The following is a 19,026-nucleotide window of genomic DNA, read 5'->3' as shown; positions in this document are numbered from 1 at the left end:
TGTTTGGATTTATACGATCATATACCATCAAAAAAAATACAATCTTCTCAGTTTAATAGATTATATTATCAGGATCTCTTAAAAGAGTATTCTTTAAATCAATTCAATTACATAAATAGACAAAAATAGAATTAATTTATATTTAAAATAATATACTTAATTAAGGGTAAATTATATTTAGAAAAGCAAAATTTTATTTAAAATACTAAATATAGTTAATAAACACCTAATAATATTGAATAGTAATTTCATTTAAGATATGATATACTAACTTCGTAATAGAGAACTATTATATATATCGTATTAAAATAGGTATTAATAGTGTTATGGATTGTGAAAACAGGAGGATGGTTTTAATGAAGTACTGGAAAAAGTCGGGTAAAAAGGGAAAGAAGTTTGTTACCGTAGCTTTATCGTTGGCAATGTTAGGGACGACAACAGCACCTACAATGCATATACTGGGTCAGAGCATCGGCAGTGCATATGCAGATGAGGTTGTGGAGGAGAATATTTGGGACTATATAAGCATCAGGATTGCTGAATACGGAGATACACATCCTATTAAATTTATAAGTAAGAAGGATGAAGCTGGTCAAGAAGTTATTAACAAATGGTACAATAAAATAGACAAAGTTATAATCAACGGAACAGAGTTTGATTTTAGCGAATTTGAAGATGTTCGTAATGACCTAAGCAAGAAATGGACAGCTGATTATCAGAGTAAGGATGATAAATGGCAGGCTCATGCAAATGCCTTCAATTTAAAACCTTCAACAGATGTTGTAATAGGTATAAAAATGAAGGGTAGTGGAGATATACACGAACTAGATTACAAAAGTGGTACTAATGATCAAGTTTCTAGGATTATAAAAGGTAGTGGAAAAGATGTGACTCCAGCTGATGATGAAAATAAAAATCCTGGAAATAATACAGGGGGAACAGAGACTGATCCTGGAAAAAATGAAAAAATAGGAATACCAACAGAAGAATTTAATAAAGTTCTAGTTGCTGATGGAAAAGTAAAGGTTCAGTTTAAGTACGATAGTGATCGTGCTAGAAAAAAAGTAAAAATGGATGGCTATTATAAGAATATGACATCTGTTGAAATCAATGGAGAAAATTTCCCAATAGATGAATTTACTTTCACAACTGAACCAGCCTGGGATTATGGAGACCTACATAGTAAACCAGAATATTTTGAGAAGCACAAGGCTGCCCTAAATAAGTATGGTGAAGAAGGAAATAAGTATAAGCTAGTAATAAAGCTAAAGGATGGTAAGACAGGTATTTATGAGTCTGACCAGTATAAAATTGCCGTCAAGTCAGGAGAAATAAAAGAAGAACAGAAAGAAACTGAAAAGCCTAATGACGATACCAAAGTAAATCCACCAACTAATGATACAGATACATCTGGATATACTAAGAACAGAACTATCTACACTAAGAATGCTAATCAAAGAAGTTTAGAGACTACAGTATATGGTATCAGACCTCTTAATGCAGATAAGGATAAGGGTGTAAGTATAGATATGTTCTCAGTTTCTATGGATACAAGCATTACTAATTATAAACTACAAGTATTAAGTAGGATAAAGAGTATCAGTGTAGATGGAACAACTATTCAAAATGAGGGTGACATCAAACAGGTTGATGAAGAAGTTGATGAATATACAAATTGGAATCTTAAATTTGACAAGCGTTTTTCCTTTATAAAAAGAAATTCTCGTGAAGGCGAAAATAGGGTTCTTAGGGAATTTACTATCAAGGATGAAAACCTATTAAATGCCTATAATAAGGTTGAAGAAAAGAAAGGAAACCATAGGTTTGCTATTGAGTTTGTTGATGGTTCTACCCTAAAGTATGAAACTCCTGACAAGAAGCCAGAAGGCATGACATGGGCACAATTTTATAAGGATGCCATCAAGGAAGTAAAGAGAAGAGAACAGTCGATAATAATTAACTTGAAGGGCTATGAAGAGAAGAGTGACGCTGAATTACAGGAACACAGGTCATTGGTATATGGTTTAGCCCCACATATTAAGCAGGTTATAATTAATGGTTACACAGTACAGGACGACAAGTTCCTTAAAAACTCAGGTGGTAATGACTTTATGAACGAGCCAAATGGCAATGATGACCCGATCATAAAGAATTGGAATAGTGATGTAGGAGCGAAGAACAAGGTTGAATTTTTCTTAGATGACAATTCAACTATAACTTGGTCTGACAATGTTAAGGAAGAAGAAGATGTTGAATTACCGCAGGAAGAAGCCAAAGAGTTAGAAGGACTTAAAAAAATTGATATAGCTGACCTGGAAAAGTCTCCAGATGGCAAGTATACTATTGGTTTTGAAGCCAAGTATGCTGATGGTAGGAAGGGAACTTCTATGCTACAAGGTTTCTTTGACAGAAATGTAGAGATAGAAAAGCGTGGTGACAAGATTACAGCAAGGTTCTTAAACCTATTCTTTGCAGATGGCCTATTGGACTTTAGAATTAAAAACACAGACAATACTTGGCCAGAAGAATCAAAGAAAGACTTCGTAGACCCAGCAACTAAAACTCAGGCCTATTTTACAATGGACCTAAAGGACCTAACAAAGGCTCGTGAGGGTGCAGTTCTAGTTAGTTATATGGGTGGTAAACTAGAATATAAGGGTATGATGGATACCAAGTATACTAAAGTTAAAATAGTATTTAAGAAAGATGCCTATGTAGGTTGGAAGGGCTTCCATGAAACTTATGACCTTGAACAAAAGCGTAAACTAAGTTCAGAAATCTTGAAAAATAGACTTACATTCTCTGGCTTAGATAGGGATAACAATGGTGAGATAAGTAGTGATGAATTACAAAAGGCTCCAGCAGTAGTAGACCTTACTTGGAGGGGGGCTCCATTAGAGCGTCAGTTTAATTCAATATACGATATTAGTATTTTGAAGGACTTAGGACCTAATGTCAAGGTAATTAAGCTTTCATCAAATTCTTTAAAGAGCCTACCAGCTGGCGTATTTGATAAGGCAGTCAACCTGGAAGAAATATACTTAAATGGTAATAAGATTGCAGATTTGCCTAAGGATATATTCAAAAACAATAAAAAACTTAAGAAGGTTTCACTAGCATCTAACCCTCTAGCAGTATTAGACAAGGATTTATTTGCCAATAATCCTGAAATTACTGACCTAGACCTGGGAAATACCTTGTTAAGTGAAGTAAAGGAAGGAACTTTTGATAAGCTAGAAAAACTTAGAAATTTAAGTTTGAGTGCCAATGACCTATCAATATTACCTGATAGTTTATTTAAGAACAATAAAGAACTTAGAATCTTGTCAATAACTGATAATGCTTTGGTTAAATTACCTTCAAGTTTGAGCAGTGCTAGTAATTTAGAAAACTTAGGCCTAGGCAATAACAGGCTGACAAATTTACCAGACTATGTTGGTGAATTTGCTAGTCTAAAACAGTTAGACCTAAAGTTCAATAATATATCAAAGATTAGTGAAGATACTTGGAAAAATCTAGCCAAGAGAGACGGTCTAAAAATTGACTTGATACATAATAATTTAACATCACTACCTAGTCTTGAAGATGTTAAGTTTGCCTCATTAGATGTGGCGGCGAACATGCTTCCTGCAGAGATACCAGATTCTTACAAGGCATTAAAGATAGGCGAGAAGAATCAGGGTGGATATTATGCTCAAAGGAGTCCAGTAGACTACAATATCACTGCTAAAAATGGCAAGGTGGAATTTAGCAATAAGAAAGATATGAATATTCTTGACCTATTAAATTGGAACGAAGCTGTTACGCATGAAAATAAGTCTGTATTTAAGATGAGTGAATACAAGGCCTATGCTGACAAGCTGTTAAAAAAGAATGGTGGAGAATATGAGGATATAGCAAGTAAATTAAGAAAGACTAGAGACTTCAAGGTAGTTACTAGAATTGAGAGAGTATACGATGATGGATCTACTAAGACTATATTTGAAAAAGAAGATTTAAATAAGTTGGAAGGAGCTCTTGAAACTGCTAATGATAAGAGGATGGAAAATGGCAATCGCTATAGGTTAACACAGCAGTTATATACACTAGTAGTTGGTGAATGGGTTAAGAATTATGAGGTCAACAAGGAAGTAACTGCAACAGTAGATGCCAATGCAAATCCAGGAAGTGGTTCTCCTGAAAATGATAATACTAAAAAGGTATTAAAATATACTTTACCAGTAAACTTGGTTAAGTATGACAACCGCTCAGAAAATTCAATGGGTGCTGATGCTATGGACAAGACAGTACAAGTTGAAGAAACTAGCAAGGGTGTAAAATTCACTCTAAACTTCCACTCTATGGAGTATGTACTTGCAGGAAAGAAGAGAATTGGCCACCTTTATAAGATGGGCGTATATGATGCAGTAGACGAAGCAACAGGAAATGACTACGTTCCTGCCAATGTTCTTTCAAAGTATGAAGATGCAGGTAGTGAATTCCCAGGTAAGGTTTCTTTCACTAGGACTAAGAGGGGTGAAAAGGAAATTGCTGTAAGAGTTTGGGTTGATGCCATGGATGCAATAGCTAAAGAAACTGGTAATGCCAACCAGGACGCCAGCCAACCAGCTATATTAAGCATAGATTGGTCAAATGCACCTAAGGAGTCGCTAATAGGCAAGGAAGAAGGCAATAAAACCGACAATAATGACAAGAATGAAGATAGTGTTAGCAAGAAGGCCCTGTTAAAGAATAGCATTAAGATGGCAGAAAAGATGCTAAAGTCTGGTCTAGTAGAAGGAAGAAGTAAGGAAATATTGGAGAAGGCCATTGAAAATGCCAGAAAAGTATATAACTCAGATAAGAAGGAATCTTTTGAATCTGCAAATGATATAATAATGTTTGCTTTAGATAATATAAAGAAGGAGTCTGGAAGTAAGGATGGTGACCAAGTAAAGAATAGTGCCGATATTAAACAGTTGGATAAGGATATAGCAGAAAAGGAAAATAAGAATGGGGCTAAACTGTATTCAGTTCCCGTAAAATTATGGCATGCAACTGATTCTAAGGAATCTATGGGTAATGGTGCAATAGTAAAGACTGCTATAGTAAGTGAAAAAGATGGTAAGTACACATATTATGTGGACTTTACTGGAATGCCGTTCTTTGGTATGTATGGCCACCTTTGGGACCTTAATGTATATGAAAATGGACTAGGTTCATCTAAGACACCAGCTAGGGTAGAAAAAACTAAGATGGACAAGGATTTAACTGGAAAGATGAGAGAATTCCCAGCTAGGTTCTCATTTACGAGAACCACTAAGGAAAGAGAAATATTTGCAGAGGTTGCTGTTGATGCAATGGACTCAATGAAGAACAATGCAGAGACATATGATAAGATAGTAAAGGGCAGTGGCAAGCAAAATGCCAAGTTTATATTTGACTGGTCTGCAGCTAAACAGTACAAGGAAGCTGACCAGGAAGTTGAAAACAAGGTTGGAAGATTAGCAGGTGCTGATAGGTATGAGACTTCAACTAAGATAAGTCAGAAGTACTTTGATAGGGCGGATACAGTAGTTCTAGCTAGTGGTAAGAATACTGTGGATGCACTGGTATCAGCTTCATATGCAGATGCTAAGAAGTCACCAATCCTACTATCTAAACAAAGTGATGTACCAGCAAGTGTAAAGGCTGAAATCCTAAGATTAGGTGCTAAAAATGTAGTAATAGTAGGTGGAAATGCATCGATTAGTGCCAAGGCTGAAAATGAATTAAAGGCTATGGGATTAAGTATCAGGAGAATAGCAGGTTCTAGCAGGTATGAAACATCAGCAATCTTGGCCCAGGAGGTAAGGTATCTAACTGGTTCAGATAAGTTAATCCTTATCACAGGCCAGGACAATAAGGAAGCCGATGCCCTAACTGTATCAAGTATAGCTACAAAATCAGGAATACCTGTAATGATGACAAAGGCTAACGAACTTGACTCAAATGCAAGGGCAAAGATAAACTCTTGGAAGCCTAGTGAGGTTATAGTCATTGGTGGTAAGTCAACAATATCTGATGGAGTAATGAACCAGATAAATGCCAAGTCAAAGACAAGGATAGCTGGTGCTACAAGATTTGAAACAGCTGCTATGATAGCTAAAGAAGCCTACCCAAGTAGTAAGCATGTATTTGTAACAAATGGCTATAAGGCTGTAGATGCCCTAGCAGCAGGTGCTGTAACTGGCAGGGCCAAGTCACCAATAGTGTTGGTAGGCAGCAATAGTGTTACAAGTGATGTAAAGAAATTGGCTTCAGGCAAGCAGATAACAACTCTAGGTGGTTCAAGTACAGTAAGTGATAAGATAGTTGATGAACTTAAGTAATCAAGAGAGCTTGTTTAACCTATAAGTTAATATTATATCTGGTAAGGGGATAAACTATAAGTTATACATAAGTAAAAAGCCGTCGTATTTTTCAATGATGAAATAAATACGATGGCTTTTTAATATACAAGTAAATGATGCTTTATATTGACATAAGAGAAAGCTAGTTATATTATTAAATTAAATAAATGGTAAAATTTATCATATGGAAGGTTGATAATATGAAATTAATTGAATATATGAGACAAAGAAATAAAATGACACAAAAAGAATGGGAAGCCTCCTTTCATAAAGAAGAAAAAGAGATTATTATTCTAAGGCATGAAGGTGGTGGAGGTAGCTTAAGAAATGGTTTTTGGGACTGGGCTGCTTATTTTTTAGCCTTTGTAGATTGTGAAAGTGGTCAACTATATAAAGAAGAAGGTCGTATAGAATACCCAGTCATAGATAAAGAGGCTTTACCAATAGAATTTGATGATGAAACAATTTATAAGTTAAGGGTCCGTGAAAAGATGGATGAAGAAGTTCCAGAAGGTGTATTGCCATCAAAAAACCATTTTTTACTAGTTGAAGTTCTTGAAAAAAATGTATCTTGTCCTGAATTAGAAGCTATACTTGAAGAATATAGAAAGCCAGTAATTTTGCATGATGACCTACTAGGAGAGCTAGTTTATAATAGACAAATAAAGACTTTTGAAGGAAGTGTCCTTTGGCAGGATGAAAAGATATATATTACTTTAGATGTCAATAAGGACAATAAGGGGGGCATCACCAAGGGGAAAAATGCCTTGAAGGCAATGATTTCAAACCAGTCAAAATGGGATGAAGACCTGCCTTATTTTGCTGCAAAAAGCCTAATCAAATGTGCTAGAGAATGGGACGAATCTGATGCTAGAGAATCTGAAATTTCTGAAGAGGACTTTGCTAAAAGAATTAGAATATCATCGATTTGGATGACATCAGGTGGTTCATTTTCAGTTTATTTTGACGATGATGACATCTTCTTTGGTCATACAATTAGGATGTCTGGTAGCTTGAAGAAGGGCCTTGTATCAGCTAATATAGAGGGTTAAAGATTGATTAACTGGTCTAAAAGGCAGTAGTTGATTTTGAAAAATTATCAGGCATTAATTAAATTATAAGATAAGGAGATATACAGTGGAATTTATTATTGCTGAGGAAGGCCTACCAATAAGTATAGGTTGCCAAGGGGCAAACATTGCATATTTTGGCAGTGAAATAGAGTTTATGCATGAAACATCACCCCCTCATGGGGATGAAATTTTTTCTGCAAGGCTACCATTACTAGATATCAAACTTCCATTTTGGATATATGGGAGAAATCTGATATTTTTGGATGCCTATTATTTGATTGCAGAAACTGTAAAGATAGGTAGCTGGTCTCCCATAACAAGCATCCTTATTAACATCCATACAGGAAAATACGCAAGTTTGGAACACTGGTACAACAATATATCAGTTAAGGAAAAAGAAGTTGAACTAAAAAACGATTTTGATGGAGAGTTTATGCTTTTAAAGGATCCTAATAGGCTTAAGTGGGTTTAGACCTCGAATTTAAAATACGAATAAAAAAGTTATAGTGATTAGTCAGATATAAGAATTAAATGCTAAAACAGAGGACTAAAACAGGTAATAAAGCAAGAGTTAGACCTATAAAAATAAGTTGATAAATAATATAATATTGTAAATATTGAGTAAAAGTTAAAATTAGTAGAGGTGTTGAAATATGATCTTTCATGAATTTGGTGATAAAAATTTTCCACATATATTATTAATACATGGAGGTGGTAATTCTTGGTGGAATTATCTTAGACAAGCACGTATCTTATCCGATAAATACCACGTAGTTTTACCCACACTTAATGGCCATGGAGAAGAATATCAAAAACAATATATTTCAACTGAAAATTCTGCACATGAAATTATGAATTATATAAAACATATATGGCCGGCTATAGACTTAAAAATACTATCGCAGATAGTAAAACACAGGTTTTATATATTTATGGTGAAAAAGAAATGGGATGCGTTAAGGAATCTGCAAAGCTATTAAAAAAAATGCATCCTGATTGTACCCTATATGAAGCTAAAGGCTATAATCATGGATACCTATCAGCATATTTACCTTTAGAGTGGATGGAACTAGTTAATAAATTCTTTGAAAATGAAAAATAGATTTTAAGTTGTGAGGTGGATGCATAAATGTCTGTAACAGTATTTCTTCATTTAAATGAAACAAAAAATGATGATTTTGACCTGGACAAATTTGATAGAGAAATGGAAAAGAAGTATCCAGAAACAAGCAAAGAAATAAGTAATAGTGAGTTATTTTCCTATGATATTTGTTGGGAAAATTATTCGAATTTCTATCAGTTTACCTTAAGAATAGATAGAAAGAGATCTACCTTTGCCGTAGAATATTTTAATTCCAATAATAGAATTTGGGATTATGCAAATTTTATCATGTGGCTAAGCAAATATTTTGATAAAGAAAAAGATTTATTTCTATGTGATGAAAATTACGAAGATACCCTGATTCTTTCCTCAGATATATCCTTAGAAAAACTGGAGAAGTGGTTGCAAAAATCTGGGATATAAATATGAGCCCTTTACGTGCGAAACTTCCACTTTGTATATTTAGGGTGGTGTTTTTTGTACAAGATAAAAGGATTAATTCAGACCGTTGATGGGGGACATTTTAGTTCAATAACAGCGAAATTATTGGCAGAAAATATTGATACAATGAGTTTAAAATTTATGGAGTGATTTATCGAGGCAAATCACCAACTTAGGAAATGAGGTGTAAAAAATGAAAATGACGGTTAAAAAGACTTCGGTTTTTCCAGCTAAGCAAAGCGATGTTTTTGAGCTACTGAAAAAATTTGATACACTTGTATATATTGCCAAGCCATATGCAAAATTCAAAAGTATCGATGGACAAAGGGAACTGGTTTGGGAAGTTGGCAGAAGTTTCTCTTTTATTTTTAAGATGTTTGGTTTAATTACGCTTGGTCTTCATGTTATAAAGGTCAAGGAATTCAAACCAGACAAGATCTATACAAATGAGGGTAACCCATTTTGCCCCATATGGAACCATTTAATTATTCTTAAAGAAACTGATGATGACGAAACCGAATACACTGACGAGGTAGAAATTGAGGCAGGATGGAAAACACCATTTGTTTACTTGTGGGCAAAAGCATTTTACTCGCACAGACAAAAGAAATGGATAAGGCTACTTAATAAGTCAAAAGAAAAGTAAATAAGATTATTTTTACAATTAGTATATGGCAGAACTTATTTATCTGAAAAGAATATGAAGATCCCTTTAGGGATGACAAGTAGTATAAATACCCTTTAAAGGGTTGCGACGAATCTGGACCGAGCTTGAACAAAATGAAAGCCAGCGCCTTTAGACGCTGGCCGATAACCCTTGGGCTTATAGACCTTGTGCAAACCACCCGCTTAACAGGTCGTTTTGATTTACATCATACTACATGTAATCAATTAATAGATATAAGGTTTTAATAGATTTATCATAAGATAAAATATATATTTCACTTGCAAAATCCTTATTTTTCGCATCTTCATCACTGAAGACTTTTTTGATACCATATACGGAATCTTTATTCTTGGAAAAATCAATCTTGATAGTATCAACTAACTCTTTTATATCGCAATGCTTTTCAATACTCTCAATAGACTTATTATAATCTAATTTATCTATAGAATAATTTTTGAAATTTTTTTCGATATCAAGGCTTATGTCCTGGTCGAATTTTACAACCATGTATCTAAAGCCATCTGATGGGAAGCCAACGTCATCATATTTGGAATACGCTTCAGAAAATTCTCCTTTTATATTTAAGCCACTCAAAGTAGAGTTCACTATATTATCTGAGATATGTTTATTTGTAGATTCACTACCACCTGTGCATCCAGTTGATAAAGATAGACTCAATAAAAGTATAAATAATGCAAAAAACATTTTTATCATTTTCATAATAACTCCTCCTATAAAAAATATTTACTTATATAATAACATAATAGTTTAAGTTTTTAAATACAAATGAGCTTCTCTTAACTTTTCTATTCTGCCATGGTGAATATGGTCTTATCCTTTTTATTTTCATGCCAAGAGAAGACGCTACAGCTTCAAATAGGCTCTTTTTACCCGTTTTTTCCTTCCCCCAAAAGTTAGACCTAAAAATCTAACGATTGGGAGGTCGGTTTTTTCATGGCAAAATATTCTTTTGAAATTAAGAAAAAAATAGTTTCTGAATACTTATCAAGGAATAAAAGTTCAAGCTATTTAGCAAGAAAATATGGTATTACTAACAAGAACGAGATATTAAAGTGGGTAGCTATATATAAAACACTTGGCGATGATGGTTTAATGCATTCAAGAAAAAATAAAAATTATTCTTTTGAATTCAAGCTAAATGTAGTAAAATTATACATAACAAATGAAGTCTCATACAAAGAGCTGGCCTTATCTCAGGGAATTAACATTTTTTCACTGATTCCTAGATGGGTGAATGATTTTAGAAAAGGTGGGCCAGATGTGTTGAGACCTAAAAAGAAAGGTCGGAAGAAGTCATTGAATTCAAATAAAAATGAAACACGTGTAGTTAAAAATATCGTTGAAAGATCAGTGGATACCAGTGCTGAACATATTAAACAATTAGAGGATGAATTATTAAAACTTAGGATAGAGAATGCCTATTTGAAAGAATTGAGGAGGCTGCGTTTAAAGGAAGAAGCTCTTCTGAAAAAACAGCGAGAATAATCCACAGCCTCCGAGGAGAATTCAAACTAAAAGATATTCTCGCAATAGTCAAGTTTCCTAAAACTAGTTATATTATCAAGTTAAAGAGAAGAAGCAAAACAGTGAATAAAAATATAAGTGAGACGGGGTAAATTATGGAAGTAGATTATTTGAAAGACGAACCAAAACTAATTTTGACTTATCCCTATAAGTCAAAAGTTAGTATCTTTTGCTATTTGTTTATGGTTATTTCATTTGTCATCAGTATGCTAATATTGAAATACCTTAAAAGTCTTAGGACTGATTTTTCATATATGAGTATTATTCTAATCGTGCTGATTTACATACCGATACTTCTATATTTAATGGTATATCCTCTATTTTTAAATGGGGTTAAATTAGAACTTTACAATGAGGGTATAGTTAAGTACTATACTTATGGCAGTAGGGGTAATAGTATATTACACATTAGCTTTAGGCTTGAAGATATAGGTCAAATTAAAATTAAAAAATGTCCCTTTGATTGTTTAAAGCTGACCATGAAAATTAAGGATCCTATTTTTTATGGTTTACATGTCAAGAAACTTAATAGGCTTGTAAATGTGAGTATTATAACGGATAGAGAAAAAGCGGATTTATTTATGAAAGAGGTAAAAGACTTAAACTAATATCTAAGTACAGGAACTAGTTATGAGCATTTTGTTATAGAAGTAATTCCTATGACTTCCATATTTCTTAATAGATAAATCTCAGTTTCTATATTTGAATATAATATTAAAAAACGCACCTGTAAAAAGACCAAACGGAGACGGAGAAATCAAAAAACAGAAAAAGCGTATCCCACAAATTACAGACAGAATGAAACAGATAGAAAGAGTGATGAATAAACTCTATGAAGATAACACACTGGGAAATATCGAGAGAGAACGCTATGAACAGCTATCAGAGAAATATGCAGAAGAGTATTATAGCTTAAAAACAGAACAGGAAGAAATAGAAGAACGTTTATTCGAATTTGAAAATGCAAACCAAAGAGTAAAAAATTTTATCAAACTGGCAGAAAGCTACTCAGATTTTGAGGAACTTACCCCCACTGCCATCAATGAGTTTATCAGTAAAATAGTAGTCCATGAAGCAATAGGAGGTAGAAATGAACAAAATTACTTGTATTTGTTTAGGTGTTAAAGATATGGAAAAGGCAATAAAGTTTTACAGAGATGGTTTAGGATATAAGACTGATTGCAAAGAAAATAATCCATCGGTATGCTTTTTTGATACTCCGGGAACAAAGTTCGAGCTATTTCCTTTGGAACAATTAGCGAAAGATATTGATGAAAATAATCCACCAAAAGGAAATGGATTTTCCGGAATTACATTAGCGTACAATGTTGAACATAAAGAAGATGTTGATAGTGTAATTGAATTAGTACGAAGTGCTGATGGAAAAATTGTAAAAGAACCACAAGACACTTTTTGGGGTGGATATCACGCATATTTTTCTGATTTAGATGGATATTATTGGGAAGTTGCATGGGGTTCAAATTTTAAGTTTGACGAAAATGGACTATTGAAATTTTAGTAATCAGGAGGGATATAAAAATGGCTTCAAGTAAAAAATATTTAGACTTTATTTTAGAACAAGTATCTGGATTAGATAACGTTAGTTATAAAGCCATGATGGGAGAATTTATTATCTATTACAATGGAAAAATTATTGGCGGAATATATGATGATAGATTACTTGTTAAACCTGTGCAGTCTGCGATAAATTATATGCCAAATGTAGTGTATGAGTTGCCGTATGATGGAGCAAAGGAAATGCTATTGGTAGATGATGTTGATAATAAAGGTTTTCTGATTGGATTGTTTGATGCTATGTATGATGATTTACCTGCACCAAAATCAAAGAAAAAAAATAATAAAATCCCAGTTTATCTAATCGAATATAACAATTTGAGAAACAGTAAATCAAAAGGTTTGCTGTTTTTTTCTTACTTATTTTTTTACAAAAGGCGTCAATAAATCTAAAAAGATACTTGAAAAACGCTTTTAGGGGAAACAAGAAAGATATTGAGCCATATATGGATGAAAAGTTTCAAAACAATATATTGCTTACCCAGGCAGAACGATTAACTATGAATGGAAGACCAGCTAATCCAAGGTATGCAAGAAATAAAAATGTGCTTGTTATTGGTGGATTAGGGAGTGGAAAAACTAGGTTTTATGTAAAGCCGAACTTAATGCAAATGCACTCAAATTATTCGAAGAAGAAATGCAGAAATTAAGGGCGGAGGAAGAAAAAGAACGGGAGAGAAAAGACAGGCTTCATCAAAACTACCTCAAGCGTAAAGAAAACGGCAAGCAAAAAGAATATGAGGAAAGATATAAGGCGAGGAGAGAGGAGAAAAAACAGGAAAAGCTAAAGGTTTTGAAAAGAGTAGGGATGCCGGTAAGTGATTATAGAAAAATTATTAAAAAAATACTATTTAAAATTCCATCTTGACATAAATAGTTTGTTTATGCTAATATTTTGGTAAACGATGTTATCTTGAATCGAGGTAAATGTTAGTGAGAGATAATTTTAAAGCTATCGCATTTCCGATATTAGACCATCTTTATAAAAGGAATATAGAATTAACAAATCAGGCTATCGCAGAAATATAATTAAATGGTTTAGAATGTTTTGAAAAGCAATCTGATAATAGTAATGAAGAATTATTAGGATTTATTTGTAAAAATGCCTCTGTATTTAATCTTCTGTTTAACTGCTCTCAAGGTACGGAGTTTGAGCCAATTCGTCATGATTTGGTGAATCTTGAAGTACAAGGAGCAAAGAAACTGATTGCAGTCCTTAAAGAAAAAGATATTGCGGTAAACAATTTAAATGATGATGAACTTCATATTCTCTATACTATGGCATATACTCCTCTGTTCGAGATTATTACGCACCAATATCCCTATGAAAATGCTTTGAATTTTATAGACATGATGGAAGCTGCAATGAATTTTGGATGGGGGAGGATTATAAAATGAAAACATAAAAAAGAATAGTTGATATAAAAAGAGTATTGAAATCGGGTTAATCCCGATTTTCTGCATTTTTAGGGAAAGTAAACAAATTAAAAAAATTTTTACCAAGAAAATAGAAGTGAAGAAGAACAAATAAAGAGAATTTCTATGGAAACTGACAAAGGAGAAATTATCTTGTTATGTGGAAGAAGTGGCAGTGGGAAAACAACCATAACTAAGTTGGTAAATGGCCTAATTACTCATTTTTTAGAGGGTAATTTATCCGGAGCTACCTATATAAATGGAAAAGATACAAGTTAAATGAAGATTTATGAAATCTCAAAACAAGTTGGATCGGTTTTTCAGAATCCCAAAACACAATTTTTTAATTTGGACTCAGATAGTGAATTAACCTTTGGGTTAGAAAACATGGGAGAAGATCCGAGTGAAATAAAGAAAAAGGTTTCTAAAGCTGTTTCTGATTTAGGAATTGAAAGATTAGTGAATAGAAATGTCTTTAAAATGTCAGGAGGAGAAAAACAGCTCTTGGCTATTGCATCTATATATTATGCTACGAGTCCTGAAATTTATGTATTTGATGAACCTTCTGCCAATATTGATGAATACGGTATTGAAAAAATCAGAGAAGCTATTATCAAACTCAAAGCACAAGGAAAAACAATTATTATATCTGAGCATAGATTGTATTATTTGATGGATTTACTAAATAGAGCGATTTATTTACAAGATGGAGAAATTAAATATATTTTTGAGGGTTCAGAACTTGCTTCATTAAATGATGAATCAAGAAGAAAACTTTGCTATATGGTTATGCAAGATGTAATAAATCAACTGTTTTCTGAAAGCATAATCGAGGAGTTTGAGTTATCAGACTCAAAAATAAAAAAAGAAGAAGTGGAAGAAATCCTTACAAAACTTGATTTAATCAGGTTTAAAGATAAGCACCCCTTGTGTTTATCCGGGGGACAAATGCAGAGATTGGCTGTGGCAGTTGGAGTATTAATGAATAGAGAAATCATTATTTTTGATGAACCGACGAGCGGGCTTGACTATTTCAATATGTTGAAAATAAGCGAAGTTATAAAAAATTTTTTTAAAAGATAAGATTGTATTCATTGTAACACATGATAAAGAGCTGATTGATAATATCTGCAATAAATTATTGGAGATTTCTAACGGAAAGATAAATAAATTTTGTGAAAGAAGGTAAAAAATGGAGATGTTAAAAGGATATAAGGGTAAGGTGTCAGCATCTATCCTGTTTGCGATTATAGGAGTTGGATTCGGGGTGTTACCTTACTTTTCTGTGGCTACTATTATTAATAATCTTGTTGAGAAAAACATAAATATAAGTAATTATTTACCCTATATTTTAACTGTGTTTGTCGGCTTTTTGGGAAGTATATTATTCCATGAAATATCTACTGTTATTTCACACAATATCGCTTATAGAATAATTGAAGATAAAAGAAAATTATTAGCTGATAAATTAAGCAGAATGTCTATGGGAGAGGTTGAGAAAAAAAGTAGCGGTCAATGGTCTCAATTTATGGTGGAAACACTTGATAAAATAGAAAAACCTATTGCTCATGTTATTCCGGAGGTCATTGCCAACATTATTATTCCAATCGTATTGATTATAATAATTTTTGTTTTTGATTGGAGAATAGGAATTGCTAATTTGCTTACGATTCCATTAGGGTTACTATTTTCCGCACTGGTTATGAGAGGCTATGAAGAAAAGTCTAAAAGGTATCAGGAAGCATCTAAAGCTATGAATACTACTATGGTTGAGTATGTCAACGGCATTAAAGTAATCAAGGCATTTAATAAATCAGCTTCATCATTTGGAAAATTTAAGAAAACGGTTAATGAAAACAAAAATGCAATGCTTGATTGGTATTTGAGTGTTTGTTTCTCAATGACTGGAGCTATGGAGACTATTCCGGCAACAATGATTTTTGTTTTACCGACTTCTTTGTATTTCTTTATGAAAGGAAGTATCGCAATTGGAAGTCTTGTTATGTGTATATTGTTATCTTATGCCTCATATAAACCTTTGATAAAGGCTATGGGGCATATGGAAACAATAGCAAATATAAAAATCGTATTGGAAGAAATAGAAAAAGTAATGAATATTCCCGATTTAAAAAGAGGAGAAGGAGCAAAAAGCATAGATGGTCATGATGTAGAGTTTAGAAATGTAACATTTGCTTATGATGATTCAAAGACTGTGTTAAACGGGATTTCATTTAAAGCAAAGGAGAATGAGCTGACTGCAATAGTTGGAGATTCAGGCGGCGGGAAATCTACTATCGCAAAACTGATTGCCGGATTTTGGAATGTTGATGGCGGAGAAATTTTAATTGGAGAAAACAATTTGAATGATATGCCGTTAAAGCAGAATATGGAGCTTATAACTTATGTATCGCAAGAAAATTTTCTTTTTAATAAAACCGTTTTAGAAAATTTGAAGATAGCCAAAGAAGATGCAAGCATGAGTGAAATTCAAAGGGCGTGTGAAAAAGCAAGCTGTCATGATTTTATAATGAGTCTTCCGAATGGATATGAAACTGTTGTTGGAGAAGGCGGTGCAAATCTTTCCGGTGGAGAAAAACAACGCATTGCTATTGCAAGAAGCTTCCTTAAAAACAGTCCGATTGTATTACTGGATGAAGCGACAGCATATTCCGATCCCGACAATGAGGCAATTATTCAAGAGTCTATCAACAATCTCATTAAAGATAAGACGGTAATTATGATTGCCCATAGATTATCTACAATAGTAAATGCGAATAAAATTATTGTTGTAGATAACGGACGGGTGATAGAACAAGGATCTCATAAAAAATTGCTTGAATTGAACGGAAAATATAAAGAGATGTGGGATGTATATACAGAATCTAAGGGAATCGAGGTGATATAAAGTGATAGAATTAATAAAAACTCTATATGAGGTTTCAGGTTCATATTCAAAAAGAATAACACGAATGTTTATTTTTGATGTGTTTAAGGGAATATTTGAAGGCATTGCTTTAGGTGCGATTTTGTTTTGCTTGACCAAAATTTGTGAAAATATATTCACCGGACTGAGTGTTGTAATGAATGATGTATATACTGTATTTGTAATTTCAGTTATAAGTATGATGGGGAAAATCGTATTTGGATACCTGGCTGACAGAAACAAATATATAGCTTCATACAGCTTAGGTGCTGAAAACAGATTATATATAGGTGATCGTTTAAAAAATGTAAATATGGGATATTTCAGTACAAATTCATTAGGAAATATAGCCGGGGGGCTGTCAACAGTTATAGGTGAGCTTGAAACGATGGGAGTTTTCATTATAGAGCAATTGCTTGTAGGTACAATACAAACACTTATTATAGTGGCATTTGTATTGCCGTATGATATTGTAACGGCTACAATTATTTTATTAACTTTGATTATTGGAATTATGGTTAATATAGTTACCCAAAAAAAGACAGACCTATTAACAGAGAGATTGTTGGGACTTAAACTAGATTTAAGTTCAAAAATGCTGGAGTATGTAAAGGGAATAGGGGTAACGAAAGCGTTTGGGAAAGAGAAAAATACAGTTAAGGAATTAAATGAAAGCATTACAGAAAGTCGTAAAGGTTTTTTAGTAGTAGAAAAGATATTGGTTCCGACACAGTTTATGTTTTTATTAGTATTCAAAATCGGTATCTGTGTGATAATTTTTACTTCACTGATAAGATATTTTTCTGGAAATATTGAAGTAACTAAGGCTATCATACTGATTGTTATGAGTTTTGTTGTTTTTTCAGGCTTTGAATTGGCAGGAAGTATGCAAAGCATTAAGGGTATTGCTGTACAAAATCTTAACAGCGTTATCAATTTAAGGAATTTACCTGTAATTGAAGATGGCGAAGAAACTGAAATAGATAAAGCTGAAATTTCAATGGAAAAAGTTTCATTTTCTTATGGGGAGTCGGAGATCTTCAAGAATTTAAGTATAATTATTCCTGAAGGGAAAACTACCGCTTTGGTCGGGTTTTCAGGAAGTGGGAAGACCACTTTGTGTAATCTGATGGCGAGATTTTGGGATGTAAATTCCGGGGAAGTAAATGTCGGAAAGACAAACATTAAGGAATATAAGTACGATGAGCTATTGTCAAATTTCAGCTTTGTTTTTCAAGATGTGTATCTTTTTGATGATACTGTGAGAAACAATATCAAATTTGGAAATCCGAATGCAACAGATGAAGATATGATAGATATTGCCAAAAAAGCTCAGTGTCATGATTTTATTATGAAATTGCCACAGGGTTATGACACTGTTTTGCAAGAGGGGGGCTCTAATTTATCCGGTGGAGAGCGTCAGAGAATTTCCATTGCAAGAGCTATGTTAAAACGCAGTAAATTTGTTATTCTTGATGAAGCGACTTCCAGTGTAGATCCGGAAAATGAAAAACAATTATTAATTGCTTTAAAAAGCTTATTAAAAGGCAAGACGACAATTATAATTGCACATAAACTTTCTACCATAAAGAATGCGAATCAGATCATTGTTTTGAAAAACGGAGCCATTGAACAAGTGGGGACACATACCGAACTTGCATCTGAACAAGGTATATACAAAGACTTTCTTGAAAGTAGAAAAAAGTCTGAAGAATGGGCGATTTAAATATATTTAAATTGCATAGAGATATTTCTATATATAGCGAATGGAGGACGATGAAGTGAAAAAGTATTTGTATTCTACAATAGATAGTAATTATAAAGAATCTTTTAGGCTTTGCAGTTGTCTATTCTCTCAAACAATTAAATACATCTAAAGAAAAGGCAAACTCTTTGGTTGTATAATATTTATG

At 33.1% G+C, this 19,026-nt stretch carries 16 protein-coding genes and 3 pseudogenes; 18 read left to right on the top strand and 1 reads right to left on the bottom strand.

What is annotated here, in order from left to right; genetic code table 11:
* Window positions 1-356 precede the first annotated feature (356 nt).
* From HMPREF0634_RS09285 to HMPREF0634_RS02305, 6 genes are all read left to right on the top strand, one after another.
* The gene (locus tag HMPREF0634_RS09285) at window positions 357-6,350 is read left to right on the top strand and encodes a cell wall-binding repeat-containing protein (RefSeq protein WP_007788616.1); all 5,994 of its coding nucleotides are present in this window, start codon (window positions 357-359) and stop codon (window positions 6,348-6,350) included.
* Between the two features lie 221 nt (window positions 6,351-6,571).
* Complete coding sequence (locus HMPREF0634_RS02325; RefSeq protein ID WP_007788622.1) at window positions 6,572-7,423, top strand: DUF2262 domain-containing protein; 852 nt, start codon at window positions 6,572-6,574, stop codon at window positions 7,421-7,423.
* A gap of 85 nt (window positions 7,424-7,508) precedes the next feature.
* A complete protein-coding gene (locus HMPREF0634_RS02320; protein WP_040565652.1) occupies window positions 7,509-7,916 on the top strand; it encodes a hypothetical protein in 408 nt (135 codons plus the stop codon).
* 474 nt (window positions 7,917-8,390) lie between these two features.
* A complete protein-coding gene (locus HMPREF0634_RS09935; protein ID WP_243440494.1) occupies window positions 8,391-8,546 on the top strand; it encodes a hypothetical protein in 156 nt (51 codons plus the stop codon).
* A 27-nt stretch (window positions 8,547-8,573) separates the two neighbouring features.
* Complete coding sequence (locus tag HMPREF0634_RS02310; protein ID WP_040565651.1) at window positions 8,574-8,969, top strand: hypothetical protein; 396 nt, start codon at window positions 8,574-8,576, stop codon at window positions 8,967-8,969.
* Between the two features lie 211 nt (window positions 8,970-9,180).
* The gene (locus HMPREF0634_RS02305) at window positions 9,181-9,633 is read left to right on the top strand and encodes a hypothetical protein (RefSeq protein WP_007788623.1); all 453 of its coding nucleotides are present in this window, start codon (window positions 9,181-9,183) and stop codon (window positions 9,631-9,633) included.
* 231 nt (window positions 9,634-9,864) lie between these two features.
* On the opposite strand, the gene HMPREF0634_RS02300 is transcribed toward HMPREF0634_RS02305, so the two are convergent.
* The gene (locus tag HMPREF0634_RS02300; RefSeq protein WP_040565650.1) at window positions 9,865-10,374 is read right to left on the bottom strand and encodes a hypothetical protein; all 510 of its coding nucleotides are present in this window, start codon (window positions 10,372-10,374) and stop codon (window positions 9,865-9,867) included.
* 234 nt (window positions 10,375-10,608) lie between these two features.
* On the opposite strand from HMPREF0634_RS02300, the gene HMPREF0634_RS02295 reads away from it, so the two are divergent.
* The 12 genes and pseudogenes from HMPREF0634_RS02295 (at window position 10,609) to HMPREF0634_RS02245 (ending at window position 18,839) form a co-directional block, all read left to right on the top strand.
* Entirely contained in the window at window positions 10,609-11,160 is a 552-nt protein-coding gene (locus tag HMPREF0634_RS02295; RefSeq protein ID WP_007788631.1) for a helix-turn-helix domain-containing protein, read from the top strand.
* A 134-nt stretch (window positions 11,161-11,294) separates the two neighbouring features.
* The gene (locus tag HMPREF0634_RS02290; protein ID WP_040565649.1) at window positions 11,295-11,807 is read left to right on the top strand and encodes a hypothetical protein; all 513 of its coding nucleotides are present in this window, start codon (window positions 11,295-11,297) and stop codon (window positions 11,805-11,807) included.
* A gap of 94 nt (window positions 11,808-11,901) precedes the next feature.
* A complete protein-coding gene (locus HMPREF0634_RS09820; protein ID WP_007788625.1) occupies window positions 11,902-12,324 on the top strand; it encodes a DUF4368 domain-containing protein in 423 nt (140 codons plus the stop codon).
* Window positions 12,290-12,718, top strand: a complete 429-nt coding sequence (locus HMPREF0634_RS02280; RefSeq protein ID WP_007788634.1) for a VOC family protein — start codon at window positions 12,290-12,292, stop codon at window positions 12,716-12,718. Before HMPREF0634_RS09820 ends, HMPREF0634_RS02280 begins: the two co-directional genes overlap by 35 nt.
* Before the next feature lie 20 nt (window positions 12,719-12,738).
* A pseudogene (locus HMPREF0634_RS02275) lies at window positions 12,739-13,053 on the top strand (TfoX/Sxy family protein); the annotation flags it as partial.
* Between the two features lie 140 nt (window positions 13,054-13,193).
* Window positions 13,194-13,400 (top strand): annotated as a pseudogene (locus tag HMPREF0634_RS02270) (hypothetical protein); the annotation flags it as partial.
* Window positions 13,401-13,411: 11 nt separating this feature from the next.
* Window positions 13,412-13,642, top strand: coding sequence for a hypothetical protein (locus HMPREF0634_RS02265; protein ID WP_050786333.1), 231 nt, complete (start codon window positions 13,412-13,414; stop codon window positions 13,640-13,642).
* A 305-nt stretch (window positions 13,643-13,947) separates the two neighbouring features.
* Window positions 13,948-14,172 carry a hypothetical protein gene (locus HMPREF0634_RS09930; RefSeq protein ID WP_243440493.1) on the top strand — a complete coding sequence of 75 codons (225 nt, stop codon included), beginning with the start codon at window positions 13,948-13,950 and terminating at the stop codon, window positions 14,170-14,172.
* Between the two features lie 144 nt (window positions 14,173-14,316).
* Window positions 14,317-14,745, top strand: a pseudogene (locus HMPREF0634_RS09925) (ABC transporter ATP-binding protein); the annotation flags it as partial.
* 117 nt (window positions 14,746-14,862) lie between these two features.
* Window positions 14,863-15,273 (top strand): ATP-binding cassette domain-containing protein, encoded by a 411-nt coding sequence (locus HMPREF0634_RS10100; RefSeq protein WP_330360469.1) that lies wholly within the window; start codon window positions 14,863-14,865, stop codon window positions 15,271-15,273.
* 109 nt (window positions 15,274-15,382) lie between these two features.
* Window positions 15,383-17,095 (top strand): ABC transporter ATP-binding protein, encoded by a 1,713-nt coding sequence (locus tag HMPREF0634_RS02250; RefSeq protein ID WP_007788633.1) that lies wholly within the window; start codon window positions 15,383-15,385, stop codon window positions 17,093-17,095.
* A gap of 1 nt (window position 17,096) precedes the next feature.
* On the top strand, window positions 17,097-18,839 hold the full coding sequence (locus tag HMPREF0634_RS02245; RefSeq protein ID WP_007788629.1) for an ABC transporter ATP-binding protein: 1,743 nt from the start codon (window positions 17,097-17,099) through the stop codon (window positions 18,837-18,839).
* The last annotated feature ends 187 nt before the right edge of the window (window positions 18,840-19,026 follow it).

The sequence above is a fragment of the Peptostreptococcus stomatis DSM 17678 genome, assembly GCF_000147675.1.
In the GTDB taxonomy this organism is placed as follows: domain Bacteria; phylum Bacillota; class Clostridia; order Peptostreptococcales; family Peptostreptococcaceae; genus Peptostreptococcus; species Peptostreptococcus stomatis.
Note: the sequence above shows the minus strand (reverse complement) of the source record. Positions and strands in the feature narration are given on the sequence as shown.

Bases quoted from the DNA above. Each gene is read 5' to 3' on its own strand.
- HMPREF0634_RS09285 (WP_007788616.1), top strand. From the start codon at position 357: ATGAAGTACTGGAAAAAGTCGGGTAAAAAGGGAAAGAAGTTTGTTACC.
- HMPREF0634_RS02325 (WP_007788622.1), top strand. From the start codon at position 6,572: ATGAAATTAATTGAATATATGAGACAAAGAAATAAAATGACACAAAAA.
- HMPREF0634_RS09935 (WP_243440494.1), top strand. From the start codon at position 8,391: ATGGGATGCGTTAAGGAATCTGCAAAGCTATTAAAAAAAATGCATCCT.
- HMPREF0634_RS02310 (WP_040565651.1), top strand. From the start codon at position 8,574: ATGTCTGTAACAGTATTTCTTCATTTAAATGAAACAAAAAATGATGAT.
- HMPREF0634_RS02305 (WP_007788623.1), top strand. From the start codon at position 9,181: ATGAAAATGACGGTTAAAAAGACTTCGGTTTTTCCAGCTAAGCAAAGC.
- HMPREF0634_RS02300 (WP_040565650.1), bottom strand. From the start codon at position 10,374: ATGAAAATGATAAAAATGTTTTTTGCATTATTTATACTTTTATTGAGT.
- HMPREF0634_RS02295 (WP_007788631.1), top strand. From the start codon at position 10,609: ATGGCAAAATATTCTTTTGAAATTAAGAAAAAAATAGTTTCTGAATAC.
- HMPREF0634_RS02290 (WP_040565649.1), top strand. From the start codon at position 11,295: ATGGAAGTAGATTATTTGAAAGACGAACCAAAACTAATTTTGACTTAT.
- HMPREF0634_RS02280 (WP_007788634.1), top strand. From the start codon at position 12,290: ATGAACAAAATTACTTGTATTTGTTTAGGTGTTAAAGATATGGAAAAG.
- HMPREF0634_RS02265 (WP_050786333.1), top strand. From the start codon at position 13,412: ATGCAGAAATTAAGGGCGGAGGAAGAAAAAGAACGGGAGAGAAAAGAC.
- HMPREF0634_RS10100 (WP_330360469.1), top strand. From the start codon at position 14,863: ATGGATTTACTAAATAGAGCGATTTATTTACAAGATGGAGAAATTAAA.
- HMPREF0634_RS02250 (WP_007788633.1), top strand. From the start codon at position 15,383: ATGGAGATGTTAAAAGGATATAAGGGTAAGGTGTCAGCATCTATCCTG.